This window comes from Fischerella sp. (assembly GCF_013388695.1).
Lineage (GTDB): Bacteria > Cyanobacteriota > Cyanobacteriia > Cyanobacteriales > Nostocaceae > PCC9605.
The window spans coordinates 1-14,606 of sequence record NZ_JACAEU010000002.1 but is presented as its reverse complement, the minus strand read 5'-3'; the positions used below and the strand labels follow the sequence as shown (position 1 = coordinate 14,606).

General features: G+C 41.5%; 13 protein-coding genes. 4 read left to right on the top strand and 9 right to left on the bottom strand.

The genetic code is table 11. The features are described from left to right. Window positions 1-76: 76 nt before the first annotated feature. The 4 genes from HXY43_RS00135 to HXY43_RS00120 all read left to right on the top strand — a co-directional run bounded on the left by HXY43_RS00135 (window position 77) and on the right by HXY43_RS00120 (window position 5,162). Window positions 77-1,186: a glycosyltransferase family 1 protein gene (locus HXY43_RS00135; RefSeq protein ID WP_290878531.1), complete on the top strand. Its 1,110-nt coding sequence runs from the start codon at window positions 77-79 to the stop codon at window positions 1,184-1,186. 10 nt (window positions 1,187-1,196) lie between these two features. Then, the gene (locus HXY43_RS00130) at window positions 1,197-2,510 is read left to right on the top strand and encodes a glycosyltransferase (RefSeq protein WP_290878529.1); all 1,314 of its coding nucleotides are present in this window, start codon (window positions 1,197-1,199) and stop codon (window positions 2,508-2,510) included. 105 nt (window positions 2,511-2,615) lie between these two features. Continuing rightward, window positions 2,616-3,779 (top strand): glycosyltransferase, encoded by a 1,164-nt coding sequence (locus HXY43_RS00125; protein WP_290878527.1) that lies wholly within the window; start codon window positions 2,616-2,618, stop codon window positions 3,777-3,779. A 21-nt stretch (window positions 3,780-3,800) separates the two neighbouring features. Then, on the top strand, window positions 3,801-5,162 hold the full coding sequence (locus tag HXY43_RS00120) for a hypothetical protein (RefSeq protein WP_290878525.1): 1,362 nt from the start codon (window positions 3,801-3,803) through the stop codon (window positions 5,160-5,162). A 2-nt stretch (window positions 5,163-5,164) separates the two neighbouring features. Here HXY43_RS00120 and HXY43_RS00115 read toward each other — a convergent pair whose 3' ends face one another. The 9 genes from HXY43_RS00115 to HXY43_RS00075 form a co-directional block, all read right to left on the bottom strand. Further along, entirely contained in the window at window positions 5,165-6,286 is a 1,122-nt protein-coding gene (locus HXY43_RS00115) for a nucleotidyltransferase family protein (RefSeq protein ID WP_290878523.1), read from the bottom strand. 221 nt (window positions 6,287-6,507) lie between these two features. Then, window positions 6,508-7,137, bottom strand: a complete 630-nt coding sequence (locus HXY43_RS00110) for a bifunctional 2-polyprenyl-6-hydroxyphenol methylase/3-demethylubiquinol 3-O-methyltransferase UbiG (RefSeq protein WP_290878521.1) — start codon at window positions 7,135-7,137, stop codon at window positions 6,508-6,510. Window positions 7,138-7,207: 70 nt separating this feature from the next. Then, complete coding sequence (locus tag HXY43_RS00105; protein ID WP_290878520.1) at window positions 7,208-9,070, bottom strand: ABC transporter ATP-binding protein; 1,863 nt, start codon at window positions 9,068-9,070, stop codon at window positions 7,208-7,210. After that, window positions 9,067-9,999, bottom strand: coding sequence for a hypothetical protein (locus HXY43_RS00100; RefSeq protein WP_290878518.1), 933 nt, complete (start codon window positions 9,997-9,999; stop codon window positions 9,067-9,069). The genes HXY43_RS00105 and HXY43_RS00100 overlap by 4 nt, the downstream gene beginning before the upstream one ends. A 471-nt stretch (window positions 10,000-10,470) precedes the next feature. Further along, entirely contained in the window at window positions 10,471-10,662 is a 192-nt protein-coding gene (locus HXY43_RS00095; RefSeq protein WP_290878516.1) for a lasso peptide, read from the bottom strand. Between the two features lie 412 nt (window positions 10,663-11,074). Beyond that, window positions 11,075-11,296: a lasso peptide gene (locus HXY43_RS00090; protein ID WP_026733936.1), complete on the bottom strand. Its 222-nt coding sequence runs from the start codon at window positions 11,294-11,296 to the stop codon at window positions 11,075-11,077. Between the two features lie 117 nt (window positions 11,297-11,413). Next, window positions 11,414-13,441, bottom strand: coding sequence for a lasso peptide isopeptide bond-forming cyclase (locus tag HXY43_RS00085; RefSeq protein ID WP_290878512.1), 2,028 nt, complete (start codon window positions 13,439-13,441; stop codon window positions 11,414-11,416). Further along, the gene (locus tag HXY43_RS00080; RefSeq protein WP_290878595.1) at window positions 13,438-13,881 is read right to left on the bottom strand and encodes a lasso peptide biosynthesis B2 protein; all 444 of its coding nucleotides are present in this window, start codon (window positions 13,879-13,881) and stop codon (window positions 13,438-13,440) included. The genes HXY43_RS00085 and HXY43_RS00080 overlap by 4 nt, the downstream gene beginning before the upstream one ends. Further along, entirely contained in the window at window positions 13,865-14,179 is a 315-nt protein-coding gene (locus HXY43_RS00075; protein ID WP_290878510.1) for a lasso peptide biosynthesis PqqD family chaperone, read from the bottom strand. Before HXY43_RS00075 ends, HXY43_RS00080 begins: the two co-directional genes overlap by 17 nt. Window positions 14,180-14,606 lie beyond the last annotated feature (427 nt).

Below are 14,606 nucleotides of genomic sequence, written 5' to 3'. Positions count from 1 at the left end.
TTTGACTCAAGTATCGGATGCCACTAGATTAGGCATTTACGAAAAAACGCATATTAAATAAGCAGGAGAATTAATCATGCGCGTGGCAATTGTACGCAGGTTGCCAGGAGCATCCATCAGCATGGATGTTTATGCTGATGGCTTGGTAAGCGGACTCAAAACCGTCCGTCCCGATTGGGAAATTGTTGAATTAACTCCAAAATCCTACTCTCTTGGTAACAAAAGTTCCTGGTTCAAAGGAGTACATAAATACTACGAGCGCTACTGGCATTACCCTGCTATTATCAAACACCAAAAGGCAGATATATTTCACATCATCGATCATAGTGATGGTCACATCACTTACTGGCTTAAAAGCACAGGTAAACCTATTGTTGTGACATGCCACGATTTAATTAACTTCCTGCAACCTGAAAATATTCAGGAAGGTTCTCGTCTAAGCTTCTTTAGTACAGCCTTTTGGAAATTTGCGGTTAAAGGGATACGCCTGGCAAACCACATTATTACCGTCTCTGCACATACCGCCAAAGATGTCAGACAAATTTTGGGATTGGAATCAGAACGTTTAACAGTGGCTCCCAACGCAGTTGATCCTAGTTTTTGTCCTCTGCCAGCCGCAGAAATTCAAGCTTTTCGCCAGCAACATCAAATTTCACCACAGACAATTTGTCTGCTTAATGTTGGTTCCAATCAACCCCGCAAAAATATTTTTACTATTTTACGAGCTTTGGCTGTTCTCAAAGCTAAAGACGTATCTGTGCATCTGTTTAAAACAGGTGCAGACTTTAATAGTGAGCAAAAAATATTTATTCATACTCACAAGTTAGAAAATAATATTACCTATCTGGGCAAACCAGACAATGCTACTTTAGTGCAAATCTACAATGCTGCTGATATTTTGGTGTCACCTTCATTGTACGAAGGTTTTGGCATCACAATTTTAGAAGCAATGGCTTGCGGAACGCCAGTAATCACCTCGAATACCACTTCTCTACCAGAGGTTGCAGGCGATGCTGCGATCTTGGTGAAACCAACGGATGTAGAAGCGATCGCTGATGCTGTTATCCGCCTCAACAGCAACCCTGACTTTCGTCAGGAATTAATTGACAAAGGACTTACCAGAGCAAAGTCCTTCACATGGGAAAAAACAGCAGAACAGGTGGTTTCCGTCTACGAAACTTTATGAGGAAATTTGTATGATATCAGCCCAACCCACTAATAATGCTCAGCGCCCAAAGGTTCTCATTTCTGCCTACGCTTGCAGACCTGGCATGGGTTCTGAACCTGGGGTTGCTTGGAACATGGTACAGCAACTGGTCAAATACTGTGATGTATGGATATTTACTCGTGCAGACAACCGACCGTCCATAGAAGCTGAACTAGTCAAAAATCCAATTTCTGGACTGCACGTTGTTCACTGCGACCTACCCTCCTGGGCAAGATGCTGGAACTATAAAGGCAAAGGAGTACAAATTCATTACTATCTCTGGCAAATTATCGCTTATTTTGCTGCTCGTAAACTGCATCAAGAAGTGAACTTTGACCTCATACATCATGTGACTTACGTCAAATATTGGTCGCCTAGTTTTCTCTCACTTTTACCAGTGCCATTTATTTGGGGTCCCGTTGGGGGAGGGGAATCTGCGCCCAAGCCATTTTGGCAAGATTTCGGCTGGCGCGGTAAAGTTTACGAAATTTTGCGAAGTTTGGCTCACAGACTGGGTGAAATCGATCCGTTTACCCGTTTGACTGCGCGGCGGAGTATTTTAGTGCGGGCGACAACTGAGGATACAGCCAAGCGGCTGTATCAAATGAGAGCAAGCAATGTAGAGGTATGTTCCGCGATCGCTATATCACAAGAAGAAATTGAGCGCTTTGCCCAGTGTGCTAAGCTAAAAAATTCCCCAGTACGGTTCATTAGTATAGCAAGACTGCTGCATTGGAAAGGACTTCATTTGGGAATGCAAGCGTTCGCCACAGCAGATTTACCTGATGATGCTGAGTATTGGATTTTGGGAGAAGGGCCTGAAAAAAAAAGATTGCAAGCCTTGGCAAAGAAACTTAATGTTGCCCAGCGAGTTAAATTTTGGGGACAGTTGTCTAGAGATGAAACCTTAAGTAAACTCAGCGAGTGTCATGTATTGCTTCATCCTAGCCTACATGATTCTGGGGCATTGGTTTGCTTGGAAGCAATGGCGGTAGGTCGCCCAGTGATTTGTTTAGATTTAGGAGGCCCTGCTGTCCAGGTGACTGAAGAAACTGGTTTAAAGATACCAGCTCAAACCCCAGAACAGGTAGTAAGTAGTCTAGCTGATGCAATCAGCTGCTTGGCTAAAGATTCAGAACTGCGATCGCACATGGGACAAGCAGGACAAAAGCGAGTTCGCGAATTCTATAGCTGGGAAGTAAAAGGTCAGTATATAGCCGAGCTGTATCAAGAAATTCTCGCCAAAAACCAACAACCGCCATTGGCAGAACATAACATGCATCTACTTAACAGAAAAATTTAGACTTTTAAATGCGCTCCCAGGTGTTTACTTTCCAGATATATTAGGTGTAATCCCTGAAGAGATATTTATTGAATACTTTTACTTGATTTAAGGATTTTCACGGGAATGCGTATTCTCAGCGTACATAACCGCTATCAAATTCGCGGTGGTGAGGACGAGTCCCGCCAAGCCGAGGAAGGCTTACTGCGAGAAATGGGGCATGAGGTGGAAGTCTACGAAGAAAACAATGACCGCATCGCCACAATGAGTCCATTAGGTCTAGCATCCCGGACAATTTGGTCGCAAGAAGCTCATCAAATTATCAAACAAAGACTCAGAAAACAAACTCACGATATAGTACACGTACAGAATTTTTTTCCATTAATCTCCCCTTCTGTTTACTATGCAGCCAAGAATGAGGGAGTACCTATAGTTCAGACTCTGCGAAACTACCGTTTGCTTTGTCCCAATGCCCTGTTTTTTCGAGATGGCAGTATTTGTGAAGACTGTCTGGGTAAGTTTGTACCCTTACCTGGTGTAGTACACGGTTGTTACCGTGATAATCGAGTTGCCAGCGCCGCAGTTGCAAGTATGCTCATGGTACACCGTACCCTCCGCACCTGGACAAAAATGGTAGACATTTACATTACTTTGACTGAGTTTGCCCGTCAGAAGTTTATTGCCGGAGGTTTTCCCGCGAACAAAATTGTTGTTAAATCAAACTTCGTTCACCCTGACCCCAAACCAGGGCAAGGAAAAGGGGGCTATGCTTTATTCGTAGGGCGGCTATCTGTGGAAAAAGGTTTAGACACTTTAGTTGCAGCTTGGAAGCACTTACAAATCAAGCTTCCTTTAAAAATTATCGGCGATGGCCCTTTGGCTGGCCACCTGGCTGAGAACAGCAAGAATATGCCTCACATTGAATGGCTTGGCCGCAAACCCATGTCAGAAGTTTATGACCTTATGGGTGAAGCAATATTTTTAATCTTTCCCTCCAACTGGTACGAAACCTTTGGTCGAGTAGCTGTAGAAGCCTTCGCGAAAGGAACACCTGTAATAGCCGCAGAGATTGGCGCAATTGCTGAACTTATAGACCACCAACGCACTGGGCTAAAATTCATACCGGGCAATCCAAAAGATTTAGCAGCGAAAGTTGAATGGCTTTTAACTCATCCAAAAGAATTGAGTCAGATGCGCCAAGAAGCACGAAGTGAGTATGAAGCAAAGTATACAGCTAAACAGAACTATTACAAATTGATGGAAATTTACGAATTAGCCTGTAGCAATTAATCTATTGTCGCGATCGCAGTTATGTTGATTAAAAATTCCTTTCTCTTACTGCTAGCCTTTGCCAGCGCTTTTTTTGTGCGAGTGTTAACATCAGTTGGTATCCCTTCCTTTATTAATTTTGCACATTTTATTCTCATTCCTGCTGTTGCTGTATATACAGTTGTACAAACTCGAACTAAAATTCGAGTTTATGCAGTCTTAGATTTGCTAGCAGGCTTAATGATTATGTTGGCAGTTGTCATCGCTAGTGCGATGCTCAATAAAGCTGGGATAATTAATATATTTATAGATTATTTACTGCGTGCTGAATGGTTTATATTTTTGTTAGCAATTATTAGTATCACTCCCTCTGAAAAAAGTTTAACAACTCTTCGTTATTGGTTACTAAGTTTTGCTTTTATTAATATTTTATTTGCCTATGTCCAGAAGTTTATTTTGCGCTGGGGTGAAGGAATGCCTGCGCCTGGTGACTTCATTACTGGAGTGTTTCTCGGACAAGGTGCAGGTTGTGATGTTTCCTCTGGAGTATCAGTAATTTTTGCTATTTATTATTTCTTCAATAATAGCAATGGCAGAAAAACTAATTTATGGATAAAAATTGCTGTAGTTTTAGTTGCTATTATTCATCTTTTTATTACTGATGCTAAATCCAGTTTCATAATATTTTTAGTTTCTTTAGTATTACTAATGTTAACAAAATTAAAACTAGATAACAAGAGTTTTACTTTAGTAGTACAATATTCGTTAATTTTGATAGTTTTTTCGGGTGTGCTTTACTGGGCAGCCCACACTATTGCTCCAGGTCTACTAACTTTTTCAGACCCAAGCCAGAGACAAGATGGCTTTGACCTCAAGTTTTCAGTATTTTCCATTTTTCCCTCTTTCTATAAATCGCCTTTAAACTGGCTGCTGGGATTAGGTCCAGGACACACAGTTGGTAGATTAGGAGGATGGATGCTCAGAGACTACGCAGATCTGTTAGAACCTTTAGGTGCCACAATCCATCCTGCTTCTCAGGCAGTTTGGGAGGCAGTGCGTTCAACCTGGATAGGCGATCGCAGCCGCTTATGGTCACCATTTTTTGGTTGGGCGGGAATTTGGGGAGATTGGGGTTTATTGGGTGTCGCCGGTTATGTGTATCTCCTGTTCATTACTTGGAGGCGATTTTGTATAAATGATGCTTCTAAATGGATTCTACTTTCTATACCTATCTTTGCATGTATTTTTACTCAAACCGAGGAACCAGGTTACGTACTCTCCGTAGCCGCGATTATTGGTTTGCAATGGCAAGAACACCAAATGGAGCAACAGAAGATTCGGCGATCACATCTTCAAAACTTACACTTAAGTCCAAATTTGCACAGATTGCCAGAACTTAACTGAAATTAATTCTTATCTTTTGTAAACAATAACCAGCGTAGAAAACATTGAAAATACAAAAATTTGTTTTCCAAGCGTTCCCTCACTCTAATCTGATAGACTGTTCTGGCCATCACTTTTTTTTGCGGATAGTCTTTACTCAAAAGCTCTTGACATATCGCTGAGCCTAGAGAATTTACTTCTGAATCTGCTGCAATTTGTTTTAAAACATCCGCTGGTAAGGTTATTCCTGCAAAATGATGAGCTAAGAAAAGACCGATAAAAAGCATTCTTTTACAGTCAAATTCATTAGCTTGTTGGATGAGTTTTTGCCAATTAATTTCCTTAGTAATGCGGATGAGTTGAGCGATATCGAAAGGCCAGCTTAGTTTTTGCCAACGATGTCTAGATCCGTGCACGCATAGAATTAGCAGCCAATCTTCTAGTGGTAGATAAGGTACAGTCAAACCAGCAAAGGAAAATGGCTTCAGGTTTTTCCAAAAGTGCTTAGGTTCTATTGGGGATGTATATTCTGGTGTAATTCGCCAGTGGACTTCTATTAAAATACCTTTGTCAAGGTCTATAAAGTCATAAGTATGTCCACCTTTAGATTTCAGATAGGCGATTTCCTCTGGTTCAGTCATTTCAACCTTTGGTCGATATCCTTGAGCAAGCAGCACTTTTTTGACCTTTAAAACATCTTGCTGCTGAACTATGATATCTAGATCGCAAAACTCTCGCAGTCCAACATTACCGTATAACGAGGTAGCCAATACTGGTCCCTTATATGGAACGGCTATTATTTCTTGCTCTTGTAACAAACCTAGAATTTTGACAAGTTCTCCAGCTAATAGCAAACTGCGTTGAGTATTTGCGTAGAAAAGTTGTCGGAGTAGATTGAGAGCATCTTTAGGAACAGTCTCTGGTGCGATCGCATTCAGGTTTGTATACAAAAGAGGCATTAACCCGTTTTTATATGCATAACTGATTACAGCTTGCCAGTCTATGTTTTCTTGTTGAATTAAAGTTTTAATTAGTTGTGCGTCAGCTTCATCTATCTCGTTACGCGCACAGCACAGAATCAGCTGCATTTCCGGACGAACATCTATGCCTAATATTTTGGTTTGAGGTTTTGTTAGAGTTGGCATTTTGATAATTAGCTGTATTACTTAAGTGTGTTTTATCTATGGACGTTGCTGAATCGAGGTATGAATTTTGTAGAAGTAATTCATGAATTGCTTCTACGGCAGTAGATTGTAAATCTCATGTTAACAGTTTCATACTTTCAATCAGCAACACCTATCTACGATCGGTGTGTGTGCAAGGATGATATTTTTAATTCTTCAGCAGACTCTATCTTCTGTGATGGTTATTTTTTATCTCCCATTGCCAAGTAGCTACCGTACACATGCAATAAAGGAAAATAGTAGCCAAGATATCGTGAAACCTTACCACTACCATAGACTTTTATGCGAGAAAAGCCTATCATCTTGAGCTTCCATTTCAACGCATCATGAAAATGCTGGGAAACATGACTTTCATCATCTAAAACGCTTTCACCGCGAATTTTTTTCTTGATATCTAGAGGATTGGGAGTTGTGAGCAAAAATCTACCCCCAATCTTCAAAACTCTAAATACCTCCGCCAGAGTCTTGTCAACATCTATTGGATATAAATGTTCAATAAATTCTCCGGCGACAACCACATCAAAAGTGCGATCGCCACAAGGAATATTTGTTGATAAACCGTGAATGCCTTCTTGATAAGCTTGGCTAGGTAGCCGTTCTAACCTATCTTTAACACAATCGAGTCCAGAAATTTGCAAACTTTGATTGAGACTTTTTAAAACTTGACCACCTTTGCCAGTATTGCATCCTATATCAAGGACAGTACGTACATTGGCAGGAAGAAAGTGATAAAACTGGCGATAGCGTTCTTCTGTAAAAGGGTCACGTTCGCTAACGACCTGTTGTAAATTTAGTTCCTCATACTTAAGCATGATTGACACCTCTAAATAACACTTCGTAAGCAAAAGACCTTTTAATTACTTTTTCAAAACTAGCTAATTTCTAAACAATTCCACTTTCCATTACCGGGCTGGCACTAGATTCCATTTGTGCTTTCCAAGATTGGGCATACAGACCATCTAAAGCTAGCAATTGATCGTGGCTACCAGATTCGACAACCTGACCATCACGCATTACATGAATAATGTCTGCCTGCATTGCCAAAGTGAAGCGATGGGTAATCACAATTGCCATACGACCTCTGGCCAAAGTGCGGAAACGTTCTAACCAATCGTATTCGGCCCAGGGGTCCATAGCGCTAGTCGGTTCATCTAAAATCACGATTTGAGCGCGTCTAAAAAATGCCCGCGCTAGTGCCAAACGCTGCCATTGACCACCACTTAAATCGGTTCCCTCTGGAAACAACTTACCTAACATGCTCTGATAACCCAAGGGTAAGCGCATAATTTTATCGTGGATACCCGAGGCTTTTGCAGCTGCTTCAATCTCTGCTTGATTGAATTCTGCTGAGATATCACCCAAAGCGATATTTTCTCCAGCACTGGTGTGGTAGTGAATTGGAGATTGGAACAAAACAGTAATTAATCTGCGAAATTCTTGCACAGCAAAGTCACGCACATCAATGCCGTCTAGTTCAATTCTTCCCGACTCAGGGTCATAAAAACGGCACAAAAGCTTAATGAGAGTACTTTTTCCAGCACCATTATCACCAACGATCGCCACTATTTTCCCAGCTGGAATCGTCAAGTTAAAATTCTCTAACACAGGTTCCGTACTACCGGGGTAACGGAAAGTAACCTGCCGAAATCTAATTCCCTGTTGGGGTTTTACGGGTACGGCGATGGGTTTGGCAGGATCGACAATTTTGGGCTGGATCTGTAAAAACTCAAACAAGTTACCAATAAACAAGCCATTGCGATAAATTTTTCCCAGATTGCTTAGTAATTCCTTGACAATACCTTGTCCCTGATTGAATGCCTGGTAAAACAGAGCTAGATCCCCGAGAGTGAGAATACCTAGTAATACTTGCCGCCCCATCCAAGCTAACGCCCCACCAGTAATAATCAGTGCGACGATCGCAGCAACAAAGCGACCTAAAGTTTGTAATTTTAATAACTGAAATTGTTCCTTGACAAGTCGTCGGCGCAAACTCCGATAAGACGACTGGAAATAATTCGCAAAGTCAAATAACCGTACTTCCGCCGCTGTAGAACTGTTTGTGAGCAAATAGTCATAATACATTAACCAGCGGCGATCAGTTGTTGTCCGCTGTGACCATTGATATTGAATTTTGCTGAGATACATTAATACATAGAATGCCGGTAAAGCACTGATGATTAAAATTGTGGGTAGCCATAGCCCGTAGGGAAGCAAGATTGCTGCCATAGCAAACAATGTGATGCTGTTTTGCAGCAAAGTGCCCGCGCTTTCTAGTAATGCTAGCGATCGCCCACTTGCCCCTTCCCGTGCCCGATTAAGTTTGTCATTATACTCAGAATATTCATAAAAGCCATAATCCACAGTCACTGATTGTTTGTGAATCAAATCAGTGATATAGTCCCCTACCAATTCTGATTGAGCAGTGCGAATCCATTCACCAGAACTGTTCAAAAACTCTCCTACTAGCATGATGCCCGCCATCAACGCCACTGGCATGAGAATCTTCTGAATACTTGCCGCAGAAATACCACTGCCAGCAACTACGACTAGATTATCAACTACCTGTCGGGTGAGAGTAATGGAGATAGCTGGAAGCAATCCTTGCACCAGTAACATCACCATCCAAGCGATAGTCCAGTAACCAGATGCCGCCCAGACAAGGCTGAGAGTTTTTATTAAATCGCTTAGTAAAGTATTTGCACTACGAAGTTTGCTCTTCAAGATATCAAAACCCTGCAAATTCAATCTTTGGTGGCTAAGGAATAACTAGAGGAAGTTTGATCGACGTTCCTGCTATCATCTTGTGCTGTCAGTTGGGCAATATCATCTTCAACTAACTTCACTAAATCTGGTAAATCTTCCAAAGAAGGTTTACGAGTAAAACGACAGAAACTTACACTTTGAATTAACTGAGTACAAAGATGTAAATGGCTAGTGACAAATTCCTTCTCTGTTAATAAGTTCATGGCGCGGGTATGACGCACCAGTTCCACAAAGGCTTCTTGGGGCTGGATTTTGGTAATCGCATGCTCACTTCCCTTATCCAACACGTAAATCCGTTGTAGTGGTAGCGGAGTTTGCTGGAAACCACTAGTAAATTTGTAAGATAGTTTTGGCGCGTTTTGGTAAATTGGCGATAAGCTTTTGGTATCGTGTCCCAAACAACTTAAGGCTTCTGGAAACACTTTAAACTGAGGATAGGCAGGAAAAACTATCGCCTGCCTTCCTTCAAGTTGGATGGGCAGTACATCATCTGTTAAAACAGAGTAGCCGTGATTGTGAAAAGCTGTTGCCAAGGTGGACTTTCCCCAACCGGAACCACCCATAAACGCTACACCTTTGTTGTTGATGTCAATACAACTAGCATGTATAACTAGGAGTCCCCTCTGTCGCAGCAGTACGCACAATACAGGGCCTAGAAGTAGAGTGCGAATAAGCGCCTCGTCTACACCCGGTACAGTATTGATAACTATTTCCCGTCCGGAGTGAATAAAAAACTTACCTACTTCTGGTATTTCCCCCAAAAAACTTTTGCCACTCTCGTATTGCGTTGCGATCGCATCATCTATATTGCCAAACCGGACGATCGCATCTGGCTCACCCTCAGTTTCAATCAATTCAGGAAATTGCAATTCGGAAGCTATGCACAAGTTGTAGGCTTTATAAAATTTCATATCCTGACTTTTTTAAATTGCGATCGCAAAAGAGATTTGCTCCAAATTCACCAAACATCTTGTGTTCGTTAAATTACACTCCTAGATAGTAAATCAGCGTAGATATCTTGCACCCTTCTTAACAAGAGTCAGGGGCGGGTAATTTTCGTTACCAGGTTCAACCTGGTAACGAGATTTTGGAGGCTTTCCTTCAACAAGAAAAACATCTGCTACTAGTACTTCACCGTATTAATTTTGACAGTTTGCCATTTTTCAGATGACTTTTTAACAAAGCTTTTCAGAAAAAATTTATCTGTCATCATCTCTGTGGTGTTGTACTAGTCTATTATTTACAAAAGCAGAAGTTTTACATTCTGCATTAGTCCAGTTGAACTACCACAGAGACAATCCATCAAGTTGGTGTTGTCTCTGTGTCCCTTTCACTAAATAGTTTCTACAGCTTTAATCCCAAGATTTGGCTGATAGAACTATTTATTTACAATTCCCCAATCCACCTCCTTGACCATCGCAGAATACATCCCTTGAACCGAGGTCATTACCATCAGATACAGCATTGCCAGAGAAAAACAAAAAATCTTTCCTGGATTCACCACCAAGAATTTGTGTAATCTCGGTAACATCTCCGTGAAAAGTCAGTTGGGGAGCGCTGTATGGATTTTTCATGATATGTCTCCTGATTTTGAGTGTAAATTGATGTAGTTTGTAGACGGTAGTGCCCCATGCTTGGACTTACGGTGTAGCCTAAGGGTGATAAATACCGCTATATCTAAAACCACAGCCTGCCAAGAAGTGGAATTTACAATATTTTTTTTAGTAGTGATGTATAAAAATTCCAAGCTACATCTTGCCAATCTCAAAGATTGGCAAGGTCACATGCTGAGTTTCAAGTTGAAAACTCAAAATGAGTGCTAAAACACCAATTTAGTGTTAGAACTGAAAGCTGAGAAAACAGATTAATCTTGACTTAGAAACACTAAAATTTTGTTGCTCCAACTCAAAAAAATCGCTCTCTGGGATTGGTGAATTGGTGTTTTAGCAAATTGGTCAGAAGCCTGAGGTTATAGGTTTATATGATCTACTTCTTTGGGCACTTCTCTGGTAGACCGTTCTCATCGCACCTGAACAGAATACCGTCTACAGAACCCGTACCGCCAGTAAGACTAACGGTTCCGTTGGGGGAGGAAGCATTTCCACTGAAGAATAAGAAATCTTCTCGTTTACTAGTACCAAACATTTGGGTAATAGCTTCTACACTGCCATGAGTAGTGAGTATGGGTGTGCTGTAGGTTTTTTTCATGATTTGAACTCCTGTTCTGTGAGATTTAGCCGATTAAAATTGAGGTGGTGTTCCTCGCTGCTTGGACTTACGGAGTGACTTAGTAGTTCTAATCCACAACCTGCCAAGAATTTGGACTTAAGGAATGACTTTTTTGTAGTCAATCCACAAAGCTAGGCTAACAGCCTGCCAAACTGCCATACAGTCATCGTCACTAACTTGGTTTCCTGCTGAGATCATCCGTTGATAAGCTGCTTGCAGGAAATCTAAGTTAATGTATTTTTCCAGATGCTTAACTTTGTGGGACATCACCTGATCGAGAATTTGGCGATCGCGGTTGAGTAACCCATCGTTAAAATTTGGCGACATATTTGTTTTTCCACCACGCCACTGAATTTTTTCCGGAAGGATACCTGCTAAAGCACGACGCATCACCATTCGTCCCCATCCTTGGTATAACTTTTGCTCAGCGGGTAATGCTACACAAAATTCTATTAATCGCTTATCCATAAATGGATGGCGGGCTTCTAAAGAAAACATCGCCGCATATTGATCCATTTGTTCTAGAGTGTAGGCTAATATACCTTGATTTAAACTGCGCCAATGTTCTTCTTTTAACGTCAGCGGTGATTCGCGAGGAGGGTTTAACGTTTGAATTCGCTCATCTAGACGAATGCGTTCGGCAAAGTGATGGTTAACTAAGGGAGTCTCAGACAAAGAGGAATGAGAAGATGTTCTTTGTTTGTGCCCTCCCTTCCAAAATCGCTGTATTTGTTCCCAAATAGGTTTAATTCCGTGATAAATAATTAACAGTTTGCGTGAAGCACCAAAATGCTTGTGAATTAGTTGCACTGCTCTAGCAAATTCTATCCATCGCCACTGCTTGACTAAATCCCGCAGGAATGGTAATCCATAATGCCGAAACACTGCATATGGTGAAATATTATGGTGTGGTGCAATGGCTTTTGCTTCCTGAATGAGAGTTTGCCATTTTCCTTGGCGTCCCAATTCTGTCAATCTAGCTACACCATGACTGACTGTGGTGTCACCATCAAAACCATCAAGGGAAATCCGCAATCCTAATTCCTTGGCAGTGCAGTTCACTATCCAAGGATAGAAATGACTCGGCCCTAGTAAGGCTTCATCTTCATACTGAAAAATGCTATCTAGATTGGATAACGGGCCGAACTCATCACCATGAACGTAGTGAGGAATGAGTCCTCCCTGTTCTAATACAGCATTGATAAAAGGACGCTCATCACATTCAGTAATTTTGTCAAAAATACTTGATATGGTATGCAGTGGGGTTTTTCCAGTTTCCGCAAGTATATCCCGTGCCACACAGGTAACGGCAGAAGAATCTAATCCACCACTCAGGTGACTGACAACAGGGAAGGCACTACGCAAACGACAACGTACCGCTTCTGTGAAGATTTGCCGAAATTCCTCTGCGTAAGCTTCGTTGGAAGCTAAGCGAATCTCCCGGTGCAAATCAAGTGACCAGTAAGACCATAACTGTATTCCTGATTGGCTGACCACCATACTGTGAGCAGGGGGAAGTCGCAAGATATCTTTATATGTAGTGATGGCTTTATCTTCCATCATCAATGCCAAATAATCGCCTATTCTGACCTCATTGAGTTGACGCGGTACTTGCGGTAAACAAAACAGTGCCTTAATCTCTGAGGCAAATACAAAGGCTTTGCCTGGCTGATGGTGGTAGTAAAAAGGCTTGACTCCAAAATGGTCTCTGGCACAAAAAAGAATTTGTTTTTGCTTATCCCAAATCGCAAAGGCGAAATCACCCAGTAGATGCTCTGGGCATTGCTCACCCCATTTTTGATAAGCGGCCAAGATGATTTGACTATCCGTAATTTTATCAGGCAATAAGTTAAATACTTGTAACTTATATAACAATTCTTCTCTATTATCTAAGCGAGCATCTGATGTAATCGCGAAATTATCACCTTGGTCAACAAAAGGTAACTTTTCTAGTAAAGACTCTGGTGTTGTCCACAGCAGGCGATGTGCGAAACCAACAGACTCTCCAACCCAAATATCTGCACCATCTGGGCCTCGATGTGCCAAGACATCTACCATCTTCTCTAGATATTTGCGATTTACAGGACAACCATCAAGATGGTAAGTTCCCATGATGCCACTCATAGTTTCACTCCTTCTAAGGATGGCAACGGGATAAAGCGGTAAAGATCCGAAAGATTACCGATTACAACTCTTCCCTGATGCTCAATCCAAGCATGAGCTTCTAGTTTTCCTGAGTCTGCTTTGGCAACACCAATACGGAGTTGTGGTGCGTATCCGTACTGGTTCATAAGTACATGGGTAGTCAAGGCACGAGCCAGACACTTGACACCAGGCATGTAGCGAGTTACAGCGTTAACAGCCCAAATAATTTTGCTTAGGGTGACTTGATTGGGAGAATGCGATCGCTTACTTAGCTGATTAATTTTCTCTAACAGCTTTAACAGGTTTTTAAAGGGTAACAACCACAGCCCTAGCCTGATACTACCTAGTAAGATGAAGGTTGTGACTAAAAGGTTGCGTTCTCCAGCCCCTAGCCTGAGTAACTTATGCAGCCGTCTCATTCGTGACATTGATTAATTCCGCACCAAACAAGTCTTCTAGCAATGCGATCGCATCGCGCTCGCACTGTTCAGCTTCAACTTCATACTCTTCCAGTAGAATCGCCGTGATGTCTTTCACAGTCTTTGGTTTTTGAATCAAATTCCAGATCCGCGCTCCTACCTCATTCAAACCATGATAAGTACCCGACTTGATATTGAGAATTACTGCTTCGCCGCCTAGATCGGAAGAGATTTGCTCAGCAGATGCTACTACTATTGAATCTTTTAAGATGTTACGCTCCAGTGTTTTTGAGTTCATATTCTCTACAATTTCCTTTGACTATTTAACTGACTGTGCAGGGAGTACTGTATAAACTAACAATCCTATTCAGTGCTTATCCGGATGCTTTTGTCAAAAATGTGAAAAATTTTCCCAAGCTTGGCGCGACACACGTAGCTGTATATTGTTGATTTTATTTGTAAACATCTAAAAATGCGAACATCAAAATAGTGTTTAAATTGCTACTAGGTAAGTAAAAAATTGAATTTGACAAGTCTAGTCACTAGAATTTTGCAGTCGGTGATTTCAGCAAATATGTACTGAAACAGTGGCGTTGCTGAATCAAGATATGAATTTACAATTCACGGGTATGTAGAGACGTAGCAATGCTACGTCTCTACAATGATTTGGCATCGAACTACAAAAATGTATGCACACATAATTCATGACCAAATTCAGCAACGCC

Coding starts and splice junctions, on each gene's coding strand:
- HXY43_RS00100 (WP_290878518.1), bottom strand. CDS start 9,999: ATGAAATTTTATAAAGCCTACAACTTGTGCATAGCTTCCGAATTGCAA.
- HXY43_RS00075 (WP_290878510.1), bottom strand. CDS start 14,179: ATGAACTCAAAAACACTGGAGCGTAACATCTTAAAAGATTCAATAGTA.
- HXY43_RS00085 (WP_290878512.1), bottom strand. CDS start 13,441: ATGAGTGGCATCATGGGAACTTACCATCTTGATGGTTGTCCTGTAAAT.
- HXY43_RS00095 (WP_290878516.1), bottom strand. CDS start 10,662: ATGAAAAATCCATACAGCGCTCCCCAACTGACTTTTCACGGAGATGTT.
- HXY43_RS00135 (WP_290878531.1), top strand. CDS start 77: ATGCGCGTGGCAATTGTACGCAGGTTGCCAGGAGCATCCATCAGCATG.
- HXY43_RS00110 (WP_290878521.1), bottom strand. CDS start 7,137: ATGCTTAAGTATGAGGAACTAAATTTACAACAGGTCGTTAGCGAACGT.
- HXY43_RS00130 (WP_290878529.1), top strand. CDS start 1,197: ATGATATCAGCCCAACCCACTAATAATGCTCAGCGCCCAAAGGTTCTC.
- HXY43_RS00120 (WP_290878525.1), top strand. CDS start 3,801: ATGTTGATTAAAAATTCCTTTCTCTTACTGCTAGCCTTTGCCAGCGCT.
- HXY43_RS00080 (WP_290878595.1), bottom strand. CDS start 13,881: ATGAGACGGCTGCATAAGTTACTCAGGCTAGGGGCTGGAGAACGCAAC.
- HXY43_RS00115 (WP_290878523.1), bottom strand. CDS start 6,286: ATGCCAACTCTAACAAAACCTCAAACCAAAATATTAGGCATAGATGTT.
- HXY43_RS00090 (WP_026733936.1), bottom strand. CDS start 11,296: ATGAAAAAAACCTACAGCACACCCATACTCACTACTCATGGCAGTGTA.
- HXY43_RS00125 (WP_290878527.1), top strand. CDS start 2,616: ATGCGTATTCTCAGCGTACATAACCGCTATCAAATTCGCGGTGGTGAG.